The sequence below is a fragment of the Chromobacterium sp. LK11 genome, from assembly GCF_001043705.1.
In the GTDB taxonomy this organism is placed as follows: Bacteria; Pseudomonadota; Gammaproteobacteria; order Burkholderiales; family Chromobacteriaceae; genus Chromobacterium; species Chromobacterium alkanivorans.
In genome coordinates, this window is record NZ_LDUR01000011.1 from 1 (window position 1) to 14,956 (window position 14,956).

16 protein-coding genes and 1 tRNA gene are annotated in these 14,956 nt (G+C 63.5%); 12 read left to right on the forward strand and 5 right to left on the reverse strand.

Going from position 1 to position 14,956, the window contains the following annotated elements; genetic code table 11:
- Positions 1–377: 377 nt before the first annotated feature.
- From rdgB to recG, 7 genes are all read left to right on the forward strand, one after another.
- On the forward strand, positions 378–971 hold the full coding sequence (rdgB, locus tag VK98_RS07075) for an RdgB/HAM1 family non-canonical purine NTP pyrophosphatase (RefSeq protein ID WP_048413389.1): 594 nt from the start codon (positions 378–380) through the stop codon (positions 969–971).
- Between the two features lie 49 nt (positions 972–1,020).
- The gene (gene hemW, locus VK98_RS07080; protein ID WP_048413390.1) at positions 1,021–2,229 is read left to right on the forward strand and encodes a radical SAM family heme chaperone HemW; all 1,209 of its coding nucleotides are present in this window, start codon (positions 1,021–1,023) and stop codon (positions 2,227–2,229) included.
- A complete protein-coding gene (locus VK98_RS07085) occupies positions 2,229–2,609 on the forward strand; it encodes a RidA family protein (RefSeq protein WP_048413391.1) in 381 nt (126 codons plus the stop codon). The genes hemW and VK98_RS07085 overlap by 1 nt, the downstream gene beginning before the upstream one ends.
- Before the next feature lie 241 nt (positions 2,610–2,850).
- A complete protein-coding gene (locus tag VK98_RS07090; RefSeq protein ID WP_197082992.1) occupies positions 2,851–3,309 on the forward strand; it encodes a DUF4124 domain-containing protein in 459 nt (152 codons plus the stop codon).
- Positions 3,306–4,142 carry a PhzF family phenazine biosynthesis protein gene (locus VK98_RS07095; protein WP_048413393.1) on the forward strand — a complete coding sequence of 279 codons (837 nt, stop codon included), beginning with the start codon at positions 3,306–3,308 and terminating at the stop codon, positions 4,140–4,142. Before VK98_RS07090 ends, VK98_RS07095 begins: the two co-directional genes overlap by 4 nt.
- A 187-nt stretch (positions 4,143–4,329) precedes the next feature.
- A complete protein-coding gene (locus VK98_RS07100) occupies positions 4,330–4,758 on the forward strand; it encodes a DUF2147 domain-containing protein (protein WP_019104478.1) in 429 nt (142 codons plus the stop codon).
- An 87-nt stretch (positions 4,759–4,845) separates the two neighbouring features.
- Positions 4,846–6,894 carry an ATP-dependent DNA helicase RecG gene (gene recG, locus VK98_RS07105; RefSeq protein ID WP_048413394.1) on the forward strand — a complete coding sequence of 683 codons (2,049 nt, stop codon included), beginning with the start codon at positions 4,846–4,848 and terminating at the stop codon, positions 6,892–6,894.
- Between the two features lie 260 nt (positions 6,895–7,154).
- On the opposite strand, the gene VK98_RS07110 is transcribed toward recG, so the two are convergent.
- The 5 genes from VK98_RS07110 to pstS all read right to left on the reverse strand — a co-directional run bounded on the left by VK98_RS07110 (position 7,155) and on the right by pstS (position 12,647).
- Positions 7,155–8,609, reverse strand: a complete 1,455-nt coding sequence (locus VK98_RS07110; RefSeq protein WP_048413395.1) for an inorganic phosphate transporter — start codon at positions 8,607–8,609, stop codon at positions 7,155–7,157.
- 255 nt (positions 8,610–8,864) lie between these two features.
- Positions 8,865–9,629 (reverse strand): phosphate ABC transporter ATP-binding protein PstB, encoded by a 765-nt coding sequence (gene pstB, locus VK98_RS07115; protein ID WP_043590752.1) that lies wholly within the window; start codon positions 9,627–9,629, stop codon positions 8,865–8,867.
- 12 nt (positions 9,630–9,641) lie between these two features.
- Positions 9,642–10,535, reverse strand: a complete 894-nt coding sequence (gene pstA, locus VK98_RS07120) for a phosphate ABC transporter permease PstA (protein WP_231589225.1) — start codon at positions 10,533–10,535, stop codon at positions 9,642–9,644.
- Positions 10,536–10,570: 35 nt separating this feature from the next.
- Positions 10,571–11,533 carry a phosphate ABC transporter permease subunit PstC gene (pstC, locus tag VK98_RS07125; RefSeq protein ID WP_048413397.1) on the reverse strand — a complete coding sequence of 321 codons (963 nt, stop codon included), beginning with the start codon at positions 11,531–11,533 and terminating at the stop codon, positions 10,571–10,573.
- A 70-nt stretch (positions 11,534–11,603) separates the two neighbouring features.
- A complete protein-coding gene (pstS, locus tag VK98_RS07130) occupies positions 11,604–12,647 on the reverse strand; it encodes a phosphate ABC transporter substrate-binding protein PstS (RefSeq protein ID WP_048413398.1) in 1,044 nt (347 codons plus the stop codon).
- Positions 12,648–12,834: 187 nt separating this feature from the next.
- Here pstS and tpiA point away from each other — a divergent pair, with 187 nt between their 5' ends.
- The 5 genes from tpiA to VK98_RS07155 all read left to right on the forward strand — a co-directional run bounded on the left by tpiA (position 12,835) and on the right by VK98_RS07155 (position 14,949).
- Entirely contained in the window at positions 12,835–13,581 is a 747-nt protein-coding gene (tpiA, locus tag VK98_RS07135) for a triose-phosphate isomerase (protein WP_082158811.1), read from the forward strand.
- 1 nt (position 13,582) lies between these two features.
- The gene (secG, locus tag VK98_RS07140) at positions 13,583–13,933 is read left to right on the forward strand and encodes a preprotein translocase subunit SecG (protein WP_048413399.1); all 351 of its coding nucleotides are present in this window, start codon (positions 13,583–13,585) and stop codon (positions 13,931–13,933) included.
- A 17-nt stretch (positions 13,934–13,950) separates the two neighbouring features.
- Positions 13,951–14,035, forward strand: a tRNA-Leu gene (locus VK98_RS07145).
- A 90-nt stretch (positions 14,036–14,125) separates the two neighbouring features.
- The gene (locus VK98_RS07150) at positions 14,126–14,482 is read left to right on the forward strand and encodes an NADH-quinone oxidoreductase subunit A (protein WP_048413400.1); all 357 of its coding nucleotides are present in this window, start codon (positions 14,126–14,128) and stop codon (positions 14,480–14,482) included.
- A complete protein-coding gene (locus VK98_RS07155) occupies positions 14,473–14,949 on the forward strand; it encodes an NADH-quinone oxidoreductase subunit B family protein (RefSeq protein ID WP_019103471.1) in 477 nt (158 codons plus the stop codon). The genes VK98_RS07150 and VK98_RS07155 overlap by 10 nt, the downstream gene beginning before the upstream one ends.
- The last annotated feature ends 7 nt before the right edge of the window (positions 14,950–14,956 follow it).

The window sequence follows — 14,956 nt, forward strand, 5'->3', positions numbered from 1 at the left end:
GGCGAGGCGCTGGCCGCCTTGCCGATCTGAGAACCTGTTTACGATCTGCTGCGCGTCGGCGATACGGCGTTGAAAACGGCTTCGAAATGCTCATGTACCACGTGTACATTCCGCTTTCTCAGCCGTTTTCGCCTTGTCTCGCTCTAGCTCGCTAGACTTTGAACAGGCTCTTAGCATTTGAGCAAAGTCTGCCGCGCGTCGTGAGAGGTGGCACGGTGAGTACAGCTTCGAAATGCTCATGTACCTACTTGTACATTCCGCTTTCTCAGCTGTTTTCGCCTTGTCTCGCTCTTGCTCGCGAGACTTTGAATAAGTTCTTATACTTATGTCCGCAGCCCCGGCGTCGTCGGGGCTGCGTCGCATTCGATGGAGTTCTCATGTTCGATAAATTAGTGATGGCCAGCAACAACGCCGGCAAGCTGAAGGAATTCTCCTCGCTGCTGGCGCCGCTGGGCATACAAGTGATTCCTCAGGTGGAGTTGCAGGTGCCGGAATGCCCGGAGCCGCACCACACCTTCCTGGAAAACGCGCTGGAAAAAGCGCGTCACGCCAGCCGCATGACCGGCCTGCCGGCGTTGGCCGACGATTCCGGCATCTGCGTCGAAGCGCTGTCCGGCGCGCCGGGCGTGTATTCGGCCCGCTACGCCGGCGAACCCAAGTCCGACGCCGCCAACAACGCCAAGCTGGTGGCCGCGCTGCAGGGCGAGGCCAATCGCCGCGCCTGGTATTACTGCGTGCTGGTCTTGGTGCGCCACGCCGACGATCCGCAGCCGCTGGTGGCGGACGGCATGTGGTTCGGCGAGGTGCGCGACGAGGCGGCCGGCGCCGGCGGCTTCGGCTACGACCCGCATTTCTGGCTGCCGCAGCACGGCTGTAGCGTGGCCGAGCTGGACGCGGCGGAGAAGAACCGCGTCAGCCACCGCGGCCAGGCGCTGCTGGCGCTGCTGGCCAAGCTGCGCGCGCTGGCATGAAGCCCTTGCGTCCGTTCGGCGCGCGGCAGGAGCCACAAGGAGCCGCGACGTGCAGGTGACCAAGATTTCGCTGTCCGCGCTTGGGCGGGGCGGGCAAGTCGGCTTGAAAGAGCTGCCGCCGCTGTCGCTGTACATCCACTTCCCGTGGTGCGTGCGCAAATGCCCGTATTGCGATTTCAACTCGCACGAGCCCAAGAGCGGCTTCGACGAGATGGCCTATGTCGACGCCTTGCTGCGCGATTTGGAGTTCAGCCTGCCCGAAATCTGGGGCCGTCCGCTGAGCAGCATCTTCATGGGCGGCGGCACGCCCAGCCTGTTCTCGCCGCAGGCGATGGACGCGTTGCTGGCCGGCGTGCGCGCGCGCATGCGGCTGCAGCCGGACGCGGAAATCACCATGGAGGCCAACCCCGGCACCTTCGAGGCCGAGCGCTTCCGCGGCTACCGCGAGGCCGGCATCAACCGCCTGTCCATCGGCATCCAGAGCTTCAAGCCGGCGCATCTGCAGGCGCTGGGCCGCATTCACGACGGCGAAGAGGCGCGCCGCGCCATCGACATCGCGCTCAGCCACTTCGACAACGTCAATCTGGACCTGATGTACGCGCTGCCGGGGCAGACCCTGGACGAGGCGCTGGCCGATCTGGACACCGCCTTGTCCTACGGGATCACCCATCTGTCCGCCTATCATCTGACGATAGAACCCAACACCCTGTTCGCCGTGGAGACGCCGCGCAATCTGCCGGACGACGAAGTGTCAGCCGACATGCAGGAGGCGATCGAAGCCCGGCTCGCCGCCGCCGGTTTCGAGCACTACGAGACCTCGGCCTTCGCGCGGCCGGGCCGCCGCGCGCGGCACAATCTCAATTACTGGCAGTTCGGCGACTATATCGGCATCGGCGCCGGCGCCCACGGCAAGATCAGCAGCCATGCCGGCATCGTCCGCCAGATGCGCCACAAGCAGCCGGCCGCCTATCTGAAGGCGGTGGCCGACGGCGCGCCCTTGCAAAGCAGCCGCAAGGTGACGCGCGAGGAACTGCCCTTCGAATTCATGATGAACCTGCTGCGGCTGACCGAAGGCTTCGAACTGCGCCTGTTCCAGGAACGCACCGGTCTGCCGCTGTCCGGCATACAATCCGCGTTGACGCAAGCCGAGGCGCAAGGTCTGATAGCGCGCGACGCCGCGATGTTGCGGCCCACGCTCAAGGGCCAGCGCTTCCTCAATGATTTATTAACCCTGTTCCTGAAAGAAGGAGATGAATAATGGCTAAGGAAATCATCCACACCGATCTGGCCCCGGCCGCCATCGGCGCCTACTCGCAAGCCGTGAAAGCCGGCAACACCGTTTACCTGTCCGGCCAGATCCCGCTGGACCCGGCCACCATGGCCGTGGTGGACGGCGGGTTCGCCGCTGAAACCCACCAGGTGTTCAAGAACATGAAGGCGGTGTGCGAAGCCGCCGGCGGCAGCCTGGACCAGATCGTCAAGCTCAACGCCTATCTGACCGACCTGTCCAACTTCGCCACCTTCAACGAAATCATGGGCCAGTACTTCAGCCAGCCCTTCCCGGCGCGCGCCGCCGTGGGCGTGGCCAGCCTGCCCAAGGGTGTGCTGGTGGAGGCGGAAGCGGTTCTGGTGCTCTAAGAACCTGTTTACGATCTGCTGCGCTGCGGCGATACGGCGTTGAAAACATCCTCAAAATGCTCATGTACCACCTGTACATTCCGCTTTTTCGCTTGTTTTCGCCTTGTCTCGCCTTTGCTCGCGAGATCGTAAACTAGGTTCTGAGCAGCCCTGCTGCTCCAAATGTCAGACCACAAGGCGGCTCAGGCCGCCTTTTTTCATGTTAACTATCCGGGTCGTTCATCTTCGCCGCGGAGGCCGCATGAGAACCCGGATCGCGTTATTGCTATTGCTGCCGGGCCTGGCCTGGGCCCAGGTTTACAAATGCCGGAGCGCGGAAGGCGGGCTGGTCTACAGCGACCGGGCCTGCGCCGACGGCGGCGCGGCGGAAGCGTTCCGGCCGCCGCCGCTGAATGTGGTGGAACAGGACGAGCGCCAGCGCCGCGGCGTGGCCGAATCTCAGGCCCGCAGCCGGCGCCGGGCCGCCGACGAGGCGGCTGAGGACAGGCGGCGCCAGGCGCAGCGTCGCCGCGCCGAGCAAGCGCAGGCGCGGGAACTGGACAAAGCGCGCCGCCGCTGTCATGGTCTGGAGCTTCAACAGAGGCGTTTGCGGCAGTCCTTGGCCGCCACGCCGGCCAGGAGGTCCCTGGCCGAGCGTCTGGCCGGCGTCGAAGAGAAACTGGCCGCGGCGGCGTGTCATCAATTCCAGGAGGGGGCATGAGCGGGTATTCGTTCGAATTGGTCAATGTGTTCGCCGAGGAGCGCTTCGGCGGCAATCCGCTGGCGGTGTTCACCGACGCCAGCGGGCTGGACGAGCGCGTGATGCAGCTGTTGGCCAGACAGATGAATCTGTCGGAAACCGTATTCCTGTTTCCGGACGGGGAGGCGGCGGCGCGGCTGCGCATCTTCACCCCCGGCCAGGAATTGCCCTTCGCCGGCCATCCCACCCTGGGCGCGGCGGCGGTGCTGCACTGGCGCGGCGAGCTGGAGGCCCGCTTCCAGCTGCGCACCAAGGCCGGCCTGATTCCCATCAGCCACAGCGACGGCGTTTACACCTTGCGGGCGAATCCGCCGAGCGCCCGCGCCGCCGGTCTCAGCCGCGGCCAGGCGGCGGCGATGCTGGGGCTGGACGAGGAAGACATCGCGCTGGAGCCGGTCTGGGTGGATACCGGCAGCGAGCAACTGCTGATCCGCGCCGCCAGCGCCGGCGCGGTGTTGCGCGCCCGGCCGGTGCACGCCTTGCTGCTGCGCGACGCCACCTTGCGGCCGGGGCGCAGCGTCGCCTATCTGTGGCACGAGGACGGCGGCGTCGCCACCGTGCGGCTGTTTTTCGAGCAACAGGGCGCGGTGCTGGAAGACCCCGGCACCGGATCGGCCTGCGCCAATCTGGGCGGCTGGTGCGCGTTCAACGGCCTGGGGCCCTTGCAGTGGCGGGTGGAGCAGGGCGCGGCGCTGGCGCGGCCCAATGTGTTGCATCTGCAAGTGGACGCCGCAGGCGAGATTCTGGTGGGCGGGCGGGTGTTGCGGATAGGACGCGGCGAGATCTCGCTGTGAGTTGCATCGTCCTTCGTTTCCATTCTTGACGACGGCATTGGCTGTTGGCATCCTAGAGCCGCTGCTCCAAACCAACGTTTCTTTTCGGCGCGCCGGCGGTTCCGGGGCGGCGTTCAGATAATTACAAGGCCGCTGCGGCCGCCCGTTCGCGGCGCGGCCTCGCGGTCCGACTCGCGAGGAAATCAAGATGAGCAAATTCGCCAAAGCCGCCTGCCTGGCGTCCGTGTTGGGCCTGTTCAGCCACATGGCGCTGGCCGACAGCGCCGCCGGCGTCTGGAAAACGATAGACGACGAAACCAAGCAGGCCAAGGCCCTGGTGCAGATCACCGAAAGCGCCAGCGGCGAGCTGAACGGCAAGATCATCAAGCTGTTCGCCAATCCGGAAGCCGTGTGCGACAAATGCGAAGGCGAGCGCAAAGGCAAGCCGGTCAACGGCATGCAGATCCTGTGGGGCCTGAAGAAGGACGGCGCAGAATGGGGCAACGGCAAGATCCTGGATCCCAAGTCCGGCAAGATCTACACCTCCGGCGCCAAGCTGGTCGAAGACGGCAAGAAGCTGCGCGTGCGCGGCTACATCGGCCCCTTCTTCCGCTCCCAGGTGTGGGAGCGCCAGTAAGCTGCGCGGCCGCGACGCGGCGAGAATGAGCAAGGCGGAAGCGCGAACAGCTTCCGCCTTTTTCTTTATTGGGTACAATCGCTGCTGATGAGCTCCCTAATCGACCCCGCCAATCAGCCGCCGGCCGTGGCGCCGGCGCTGGCCAAGAAGCTGGAAAAGCTGGGCATACGCCGCCGTTTCGACCTGGTCCTGCATCTGCCGCTGCGCTATGAGGACGAGACCCATCTGTACGCCATTGCCGACGCGCCGTACGGCCAGGCGGTGCTGGTGGAGGGCGAGGTGATCGCCCATGAAATCCAGTTCCGGCCGCGCCGCCAGCTGGTGGCGCGCATTGAGGACGCCAGCGGCAGCCTGGTGCTGCGCTTCATTCATTTCTACCCCAACCAGGTCAAGCAGTTCACCACCGGCAACCGCGTGCGCGCGCTGGGCGAAATCCGCCGCGGCTTCGCCGGCGACGAGATGGTGCACCCCAAAATCCGCGAAGTGGGCGACGGCGCGCCGCTGGCGGACAGCCTGACCCCGGTCTATCCCACGGTCAACGGCCTGACCCAGCCGGCGTTGCGCAAGCTGATCCACGCCGAACTGAACAGCCAGCCCTTGGGCGAGACGCTGCCGGAAGAACTGGCGGCGCCGCTGCGGCTGACGCCGTTCGCCGAGGCGATCCGCCTGCTGCACCTGCCCACGCCGGACTACAGCGCCGGCCAGCTGGCCGATCCGGGCCTGCCGGCCTGGCAGCGGCTCAAGTTCGACGAATTGCTGGCGCAGCAGCTGTCGATGCGGCTGGCTTATCGCGCGCGGCGGCTGGGCCACGCGCCGCCCTTGCGCGGCGACGGCGCCTTGAGCCGGGCGCTGGCCGAGCGCCTGCCGTTCGAGTTGACCGGCGCGCAGCAGCGCGCGCTGGCGGAAGTCCGCGCCGATCTGACCCAGCCGCACCCTATGCACCGGCTGCTGCAAGGCGACGTCGGCAGCGGCAAGACCATCGTCGCGGCGCAGGCGGCCTTGACCGCGATCGAGTCCGGCTACCAGGTGGCCTTGATGGCGCCGACCGAGATCCTGGCCGAACAACACTTTCTCAAGCTGTCCGCCTGGCTGGAGCCCTTGGGGGTTCCGGTACGCTGGCTGACCGGCAGCCTGCGCAAGAAGCAGAAGCAGGAGGCGATGGCCGCCATCGCCAGCGGCGAGACGCGGCTGGCGGTGGGCACCCACGCCCTGTTCCAGGACGAGGTGGCCTTCGAACGGCTGGGCCTGGTCATCGTCGACGAGCAGCACCGCTTCGGCGTCGGCCAGCGGCTGGCGCTGAAGGAGAAGGGCGGCGAGCCGCATCAGCTGATGATGTCGGCGACGCCGATTCCGCGCACGCTGGCGATGAGTTTCTACGCCGACCTCGACGTGTCGGTGATAGACGAACTGCCGCCGGGGCGCACGCCCATCGTCACCAAGCTGATCAACAGCGCGCGCCGCGAGGAGATCGTCGCCCACGTGGCCAAGACCTGCGCCGACGGACGGCAGGCCTACTGGGTGTGCCCGTTGATCGAAGAATCGGAAACCCTGCAATTGCAGACCGCGGTGGACACCCATCAGCAACTGACCGCCGATTTGCCGCATTTGGGCGTGGGCCTGGTGCACGGCCGGATGAAGGCGGACGAGAAGGCGGCGGTGATGGCGGCCTTCGCCCGCAATGAATTGCAGGTGTTGGTGGCCACCACGGTGATCGAGGTGGGCGTGGACGTGCCCAACGCCAGCCTGATGGTGATCGAGCACGCCGAACGCATGGGTCTGGCCCAGCTGCATCAGCTGCGCGGCCGGGTGGGGCGCGGCAGCGCCAAAAGCGTCTGCGTGCTGATGTTCGACAACCCGCTATCGGACTTGGCCAAGGCGCGCTTGAAAGTGATATACGAGAATGTTGATGGTTTCGAGATCGCGCGCCAGGATTTGCTGATCCGCGGCCCTGGAGAATTGCTGGGCGCGCGCCAAAGCGGCCTGCCGATGCTGCGCTTCGCCAATCTGGAGGAAGACCTGGAGTTGCTGGAGGCGGCGCGCGAGCTGGCGCCCTTGCTGCTGGAGCGCCACCCGCAGGCGGTGGACGCTCATCTGGATCGTTGGCTGGCGGGGCGGGAGCAGTTTCTCAAGGCTTGAGAACTTTTGGACAGGGCAAAAAAAAGCGCCTCGGCTGGGGGGCTGAGGCGCAAAGGGATTGCTGCAAACAACAAAGGAGAAACCATGATGAAGCGAGCAAATATTAGCAATTTATAAAATATTGGCACAAGCAATCCCGGCTTAAAGCTTGACCCAGGTCAATCGAAAATTTTCCGCCGGAAAATGCCAAAAGAAAAAGCCACCGCGATGCGGTGGCTTTGGCTTTTTCGGCAGCCTTGAAGAGGCTGGGCAGATTGTTGTTACAACCAGAGCGAGGCGATGTAGTACAAGCCGCCCGCCAGCAACATCGACACCGGCAGCGTGAACAGCCAGGCCAGCGCGATCGAGCGGATGGTGGACATCTGCAAGCCGGCCTTGTCGGCCACCATGGTGCCGGCCACGGCGCTGGACAGCACCTGGGTGGTGGACACCGGGAAGCCGAACTGGCTGGCGAGGCCGATGGAGATGGCGGCGGTCATCTGCGCCGACACGCCCTGGGCGTAAGTCATGTCTTTCTTGCCTATGCCTTCGCCCACGGTCTTCACCACGCGGCGCCAGCCGACCATGGTGCCAATGCCCAGCGACAGCGCCACGGCGACGATTACCCAGGTGGGCGCGTATTCGGTGGTGGTGGTCAGATCCTTGCGCAGGTTCTGCAGCATCTGCTTGTCGTCGGCGGACAGCTTGGGCAGCGCGGAGGCCTTCTTGGCGGCGTCGTCCAGGCACAGCAGTTCGGTGCGCACGTTCCAGCGTTGTTCCGAGCTCAGCGCGTGGTAGTCGCCGCCGTCGCCCATGGTGGCCAGCAGACGCTTGACGGTGTCGCCGGTTTCCAGCGGATGGCATTCGTACTGGCTGGTGCCCTTGGACGGCACGATGATCTTGCTCAGTTCGACTTGATGACGCTCGTAGAACTTCTGCAGGTGAATGGCGGCGTCGCGGGTGCGGTCCAGCTGGTAAGGCGTGCTGTCCAGGTCCAGCACGAATTTGGCCGGCACGATGCCGATCAGCACCAGCATGATCAGGCCGACGCCTTTCTGGCCGTCGTTGGAGCCGTGGGCGAAGCTGACGCCCATGGAAGACACGATCAGCATGAAGCGGGTCCAGAACGGCGGATGCTTGCGGCCTTCCACCTGCTGGCGCTGATAAGGGGTCTTGTGCACATTGCTGTGGGGCCGGTAGCGCCGCAGCAGGACGACGATCAGCGCGGCGAGCAGCGCGCCCACCAGCGGCGAGGCCAGCAGCGAGGCGCCGACGTCGATGGCCTTGCTCCAGTTGATGCCGTGGGACAGCGAGGTGCCGTGGATCAGGCTGTTGGCCACGCCCACGCCCAAGATGGCGCCGATCAGCGTGTGGCTGCTGGAGGCGGGCAGACCGAAGTACCAGGTGCCCAGGTTCCAGGCGATGGCGGCGGTCAGCAGCGCGAACACCATGGCCATGCCGCGGGTGGTGTTGATCGAGATCAGCAGGTCCACCGGCAGCAGGTGCACGATGGCGTAGGCGACGGCGAGGCCGCCGGTGATCACGCCGAGGAAGTTGAAAATGCCGGAATAGAACACCGCGAGGCGCGGTTTCATCGACTGGGTATAGATAACGGTAGCCACCGCGTTGGCGGTGTCATGAAAGCCGTTGATGAACTCAAAGGCGAGCACGAAGCCCAGGGAAAGCACCAGGGTGATGGCGACGTGGGTCTCTAGCCCGGAAAACAGGTCCAACATGGTGAAATGTGCACGCAGTATCGTAAAGGCGGGATTGTTGTGTCCAAGGCCAATGCCGTCAAGTACTTATAAAAAAAAAATAAATGGTGTCGCATTTGCCGGAAAACCGCGTGGAATCGCCTTGACAGACCGCTTGCGGAGACCGGCCGATTTAGGCGGTTTTTTGCCGCCGTCATGCGCTTTTCCGCGCCCGCGAACGCCAAAAGCCGTCATGCCGGAAACGGTCATGACGGCGGTCTGCAAAGCGGGGCGGAATCAGCCGAACTTGCCGGTGATGTAGTCCTCGGTGGCCTTCTTCTGCGGCGTGGTGAAGATGGAGTCGGTGTCGCCGAACTCGATCAGTTCGCCCAGATACATATAGGCGGTGTAGTCCGACACCCGCGCCGCCTGCTGCATATTGTGGGTGACGATGGCGATGGTGTAGTCCTCTTTGAGCTCATGGATCAGCTCTTCGATGTGGGCGGTGGAGATCGGGTCCAGCGCCGAGGTGGGTTCGTCCAGCAGCAGCACTTCCGGCTTGGAGGCCACCGCGCGCGCGATGCACAGCCGCTGCTGCTGGCCGCCGGACAGCGAGTTGCCGGACTGCTTGAGCTTGTCCTTGACCTCGTCCCACAGCGCGGCCTTGCGCAACGCCCATTCCACCCTGTCCTCCATCTCGCCCTTGGACAGCTTTTCGTACAGCTTCACGCCGAAGGTGATGTTGTCGTAGATCGACATCGGGAACGGCGTGGGCTTCTGGAACACCATGCCCACCTTGGCGCGCAGCAGATTGACGTCCACGTCGCGGCCCAGGACGTTGTGGCCGTCCAGCAGGATGTCGCCTTCGGCGCGCAGGCCGGGGTAGAGCTCGTACATGCGGTTGAAGGTGCGCAGCAGCGTGGATTTGCCGCAGCCGGACGGGCCGATGAAGGCGGTGACCTTGCGCGAGGCGATTTCCAGCTGGATGTTCTTCAGCGCGTGGAAATTGCCGTAAAAGAAGTTCAGATTCTTGACCTGAAGCTTGGAGTGGATTTCAGCCATGGTCTGCAAGCCTTAATGCGATTGGTTTTTCTGGCTGCCCATCCAGCGGGCAACGATGTTCAGCGTCAGCACGCTGAAGGTGATCAACAGGGAGCCGGCCCAGGCCAGTTTGTGCCAGTCCTCGTACGGGCTCATCGCGAACTGGAAGATCACGATGGGCAGGTTGGCCATCGGCTGGTTCATATTGCTGTTGAAGAACTGATTGTTCAGCGCGGTGAACAGCAGCGGCGCGGTTTCGCCGGAAATGCGCGCCACCGCCAGCAGGATGCCGGTCAGCACGCCGGCCTTGGCCGAGCGCAGGGTGACGTGCAGGGTGACCTTCCACTGCGGCGCGCCCAGCGCCGACGCGGCTTCGCGCAGGCTGCCCGGCACCAGGCGCAGCATGTTTTCAGTGGTGCGCACCACCACCGGGATCACCAGGATGGCCAGCGCGAAGGAACCGGCCCAGCCGGAGAAATGGCCGACCGACACCACGTAGACCTCGTAGATGAACAGGCCGATGACGATGGACGGCGCGGACAGCAGGATGTCGTTGATGAAGCGGGTGGCCGGCGCCAGCCAGCCGCGCTGGCCGAACTCGGCCAGATAGATGCCGGCCAGGATGCCGATCGGCGTGCCGAACAAGGTGCCGAAGCCGGTCATCATCAGGCTGCCGTAAATGGCGTTGGCCAGGCCGCCGCTGCTGCCCGGCGGCGGGGTGCTGGAGGTGAACACCTCCCAGTTGAGCCCGGACAGGCCGTGCTGCAACAGGGTGGTCAGAATCCAGAACAGCCAGAACAGGCCGAAGGCCATGGTGAACATCGAGGCGCCCATATTGACGCGGTTCACCAGCCGGCGGCGGCGGTAGACGCTGCTGTCGGCTTTGGCGGCGAGGGCGGACTGGGGCGGGCGCAGGGCGGAATTCATAACAGTTTGGCTCATGCGGTTAGCGTCTCTCATGCTCAGGAAGGACGACCTTCCTGTTTCTTCAGGCGCAGCAACAGCAGTTTAGAACACGCCAGCACCACGAAGGTGATGAAGAACAGAATCAGGCCCAGTTGAATCAGGGAGGAGAGATACAGCTCGCCGTTGGCCTCGGCGAACTCATTGGCCAGCGAGGAGGCGATGGAATTGCCCGGCTCGAACAGGCCGGCGGCGAAGCGGGTGGAGTTGCCGATGACGAAGGTCACCGCCATGGTCTCGCCCAGCGCGCGGCCCAGGCCGAGCATGATGCCGCCGACCACGCCGGTCTTGGTGTAGGGCAGCACCACGTGGCGCACCACCTCCCAGGTGGTGGAGCCCAGGCCGTAGGCGGACTCCTTCAGCATCACCGGCACCACCTCGAACACGTCGCGCATCACCGAGGCGATGAAGGGGATGATCATGATGGCCAGGATCAGGCCGGCGGTGAAAATGCCTATGCCCATCGGCGCGCCCTGGAACAGCACGCCCAGCAGCGGCACTTCGCCCAGAGTGTCGATCAGCAGCGGCTGCACGTGGTCGGCGAAGATGGGCGCGAACACGAACAGGCCCCACATGCCGTAGATGATGGACGGAATGCCGGCCAGCAGTTCCACCGCGATGCCCAGCGGCCGCTTCAGCCAGGTGGGGCACAGTTCGGTCAGGAACAGGGCGATGCCGAAGCTGACCGGCACGCCGATCAGCAGGGCGATGAAAGAGGTGGCCAGGGTGCCGAAGATGGGCACCAGCGCGCCGAACTTTTCATTGACCGGGTCCCAGTCGCTGGTGACCAGAAACTTGAAGCCGAAGGCGTGAATGCTCGGCAGCGCGCCGATCAACAGCGAAATCAGGATGCCCACCAGCAGCGACAGCACCAGGAAGGCGAAAAAACGGGTGACCCAGCGGAACAGATTGTCCAGCAGCAGCTGGGTTTTGATTTGCTGCGGATTGCTCAACTTTTGCATATGCATGCTCATTTATCAGACAAAAAGCCGGGGAGGGCATCCCCGGCCGCTTGCGTGCATTGTATGCGGCTCAGTTCCACACCGGCTTGCCGCCGTTGTCGGCAATCTGCTTCCAGTTGGCGCGGATCACGCCCTTGATCGCGTCCGGCATCGGGATGTAGTCCAGATCCAGCGCGGTCTTGTCGCCGTTCTTGTAAGCCCAGTCGAAGAACTTCAGCACCTCGGCGCCCTGCGCCGGCTTGTCCTGTTTCTTGTGCATCAGGATGAAGGTGGCGCCGGCGATAGGCCAGCTGTCCTTGCCCGGCTGGTTGGTCAGCAGCAGGTAGAAGCCCGGCGCTTTTTTCCAGTCGGCGTTGGCGGCGGCGGCCTTGAAGCTGGACTCGTCCGGCTTGACGAAGCTGCCGGCCTGGTTCTGCATCAGGCCGAAGGCCAGTTTGTTCTGCTTGGCGTAGGCGTATTCCACGTAGCCGATCGCGCCCTTGATGCGGGTCACGTAGTTGGCCACGCCTTCATTGCCCTTGCCGCCCACCGGGTTGCCTTTCCAGCTGACGGCGGTGTTGGAGCCCACTTCCTTGGCCCAGTCCGCGGACACCTTGGACAGATAGTTGGTGAAGATGAAGGTGGTGCCGGAGCCGTCGGAGCGACGCACCACGGAGATGCGCAGGTCCGGCAGCTTGACGCCGGGGTTCAGCTTGGCGATGGCCGGATCGTTCCACTTGGCCACCTTGCCCATGTAAATGTCGGCCAGCAGAGGACCGGTGAACTTCACCTGTCCCGGGGCGATGCCGGGCACGTTCAACACCGGCACCACGCCGCCGATCACGGTGGGGAATTGGGTCAGGCCGGATTTTTCCAGCTCTTCCGGCTTCAGCGGCATGTCGGAGGCGCCGAAGTCCACGGTCTTGGACTGGATCTGCTTGATGCCGCCGCCGGAGCCGATGGACTGGTAGTTCAGGTTGTTATTGGTGCCGGCCTTGTAGGCGGCGGCCCATTTGGCGTACAGCGGGTACGGGAAGGTGGCGCCCGCGCCGGTGATGTCGGCGGCCACGGCCGCGCCGGACAGGCAGACGGAACCCAGTACAAACGATGCGGCCAGACGAACAGACTGTTTCATGCCTACTCCTGAGAATGGATGAGGTGCGTGGTGATGGGCGCATGCTAAGGCTGAAATTTTTCAGGAATATTACAAGTCGTGGAAACGGCTTCGTTTGCGGACAATCAATGTCAGCCGGATGCCGGTTTGAGCCAAGCAGGCGGCTGCGGATATAATCGGCCGATATTCAAGATCGCAGGAGACGGACATGGCCGGCAAGCTGGTGATTGGCAACTGGAAGATGAATACCCGCGCCGACAGCGCGCAGGCGCTGCTGCGGGCGCTGCTGGCGGACGAGGCGAGCAACCGCGACTGGGTCGGCGTGGCCGCGCCGGCGGTCTATCTGGCCGCGCTGGGCGAACAACTGCGCGGCCAGCCGCTGCGGCTGTGCGCGCAGGACGTCAGCGCCTTCGATCAGGACGGAGCCTTCACCGGCGAGACCAGCGCCGCGATGCTGGCCGACATCGGCTGCGGCTACACCCTGGTGGGCCACTCCGAGCGCCGCCAGTACTTCGGCGAGAGCAACGCCGCCCTATTGAAGAAGATGCGCAACGCCATCGCCGCCGGCCTGGTGCCGGTGCTGTGCGTCGGCGAAACGCTGGAAGAGCGCGAAGCCGGCCGTCAGCTGGAGGTGATCCGCGATCAGCTTGCGCTTCTGTCCGAGATAGACCATGGTGAATACGTTGTGGCTTATGAACCGGTTTGGGCGATCGGCACCGGCAAGGTGGCGACCCTGGCGCAAATCGCCGAAATCCACGGCGCGATCAAAAATTGGTGCTTGCAAAACGTCAAGGCCTCCGATAATATTCGCGTCCTCTACGGCGGCAGTGTCAAGGCAGAGAATGCCGAAGCGATTCTGGCGACTGAAAATGTCGACGGAGCCCTTGTTGGAGGGGCATCTCTGGACGCCGGTTCATTCAGGGCAATTTGCCAAGCCGCAGGAAGATTGATATAGTATGGAACTAATTAAGACGCTTATTTGGATCGTAAATCTCCTGTCTGCAGGGACTATTATCGTGCTGGTTTTGATGCAGCACGGCAAAGGCGCGGACATGGGGGCGGCTTTCGGCAGCGGGTCTTCCGGTAGCTTGTTCGGCGCGTCTGGTTCTGCGAATTTCTTGAGTAGGACAACCGCTGTCGCAGCGGCCGTGTTCTTCTCGACTTCCCTTGCTCTGGTTTTTCTGTCTGGGGGCGGAAAAAGTGATCTGGGCGTAATGGGGACCAAGGTTGAACAGGTTGCACCGCAAATCCCGGCCGGTGTGCCTAGCGATAAAGCTTCGGGTACGACATCGAAAATACCGGAGTAACAATTAAAGCTTGCTGTGCCGACATGGTGAAATTGGTAGACACGCTATCTTGAGGGGGTAGTGGCGAAAGCTGTGTGAGTTCGAGTCTCACTGTCGGCACCACCATTCAAAAACAGGCCACCGGGACTCCGGTGGCCTGTTTTATTTGGAGCCAAGGGGGGTAACCCCCTTTTTTGTGGGGGTGTACGGGAAATGCTGCAAAATTACTTTCCCATTCTGCTGTTTGTCATGGTCGGACTGTTGGTCGGCGTAGGCCCAATTCTATTGGGCAAGCTGCTGGCTCCCAACCGTCCCGATCCTGAGAAACTGTCTCCGTATGAGTGCGGCTTCGAGGCCTTCGAAGATGCCCGCATGAAGTTTGACGTCCGCTATTATCTGATAGCCATCCTCTTCATCCTGTTCGACCTCGAGGTCGCCTTCCTGCTGCCGTGGGCGGTGGTGTTGAAGGAGCTGGGGACTTATGGTCTGGGCGTCATGGTGGAGTTCCTGGGCATTCTGACCCTGGGCTTCGTCTACATGTGGAAAAAAGGAGCTCTGGAATGGGAGTAGAGGGTATTCTGGAGAAGGGGTTTGTCACCACGACGGCTGACAAGCTCATCAATTACACCCGAACCGGTTCGCTGTGGCCGATGACCTTTGGTCTGGCCTGTTGCGCGGTCGAGATGATGCACGCCGGCGCGGCGCGCTACGACCTTGACCGTTTCGGCATCGTGTTCCGCCCCAGCCCGCGCCAGTCCGATCTGATGATCGTGGCCGGCACGCTGTGCAACAAGATGGCCCCGGCCCTGCGCAAGGTTTACGACCAGATGGCCGAACCGCGCTGGGTGATTTCGATGGGGTCCTGTGCCAACGGCGGCGGCTATTATCATTATTCCTATTCAGTCGTGCGCGGCTGCGACCGCATCGTGCCGGTCGACGTCTACGTGCCCGGCTGTCCGCCAACTGCAGAGGCCTTGCTGTACGGCATCATTCAGCTGCAGAACAAGATCAAACGCACCAACACCATCGCCCGCTAAGGTAGAA

What these genes read in the sequence shown, in the direction of transcription:
- rdgB (WP_048413389.1), top strand. Translation starts at nt 378, where the DNA reads ATGTTCGATAAATTAGTGATGGCCAGCAACAACGCCGGCAAGCTGAAG.
- VK98_RS07085 (WP_048413391.1), top strand. Translation starts at nt 2,229, where the DNA reads ATGGCTAAGGAAATCATCCACACCGATCTGGCCCCGGCCGCCATCGGC.
- VK98_RS07090 (WP_197082992.1), top strand. Translation starts at nt 2,851, where the DNA reads ATGAGAACCCGGATCGCGTTATTGCTATTGCTGCCGGGCCTGGCCTGG.
- VK98_RS07095 (WP_048413393.1), top strand. Translation starts at nt 3,306, where the DNA reads ATGAGCGGGTATTCGTTCGAATTGGTCAATGTGTTCGCCGAGGAGCGC.
- VK98_RS07100 (WP_019104478.1), top strand. Translation starts at nt 4,330, where the DNA reads ATGAGCAAATTCGCCAAAGCCGCCTGCCTGGCGTCCGTGTTGGGCCTG.
- recG (WP_048413394.1), top strand. Translation starts at nt 4,846, where the DNA reads ATGAGCTCCCTAATCGACCCCGCCAATCAGCCGCCGGCCGTGGCGCCG.
- VK98_RS07110 (WP_048413395.1), bottom strand. Translation starts at nt 8,609, where the DNA reads ATGTTGGACCTGTTTTCCGGGCTAGAGACCCACGTCGCCATCACCCTG.
- pstB (WP_043590752.1), bottom strand. Translation starts at nt 9,629, where the DNA reads ATGGCTGAAATCCACTCCAAGCTTCAGGTCAAGAATCTGAACTTCTTT.
- pstA (WP_231589225.1), bottom strand. Translation starts at nt 10,535, where the DNA reads ATGAATTCCGCCCTGCGCCCGCCCCAGTCCGCCCTCGCCGCCAAAGCC.
- pstC (WP_048413397.1), bottom strand. Translation starts at nt 11,533, where the DNA reads ATGCAAAAGTTGAGCAATCCGCAGCAAATCAAAACCCAGCTGCTGCTG.
- pstS (WP_048413398.1), bottom strand. Translation starts at nt 12,647, where the DNA reads ATGAAACAGTCTGTTCGTCTGGCCGCATCGTTTGTACTGGGTTCCGTC.
- tpiA (WP_082158811.1), top strand. Translation starts at nt 12,835, where the DNA reads ATGGCCGGCAAGCTGGTGATTGGCAACTGGAAGATGAATACCCGCGCC.
- secG (WP_048413399.1), top strand. Translation starts at nt 13,583, where the DNA reads ATGGAACTAATTAAGACGCTTATTTGGATCGTAAATCTCCTGTCTGCA.
- VK98_RS07150 (WP_048413400.1), top strand. Translation starts at nt 14,126, where the DNA reads ATGCTGCAAAATTACTTTCCCATTCTGCTGTTTGTCATGGTCGGACTG.
- VK98_RS07155 (WP_019103471.1), top strand. Translation starts at nt 14,473, where the DNA reads ATGGGAGTAGAGGGTATTCTGGAGAAGGGGTTTGTCACCACGACGGCT.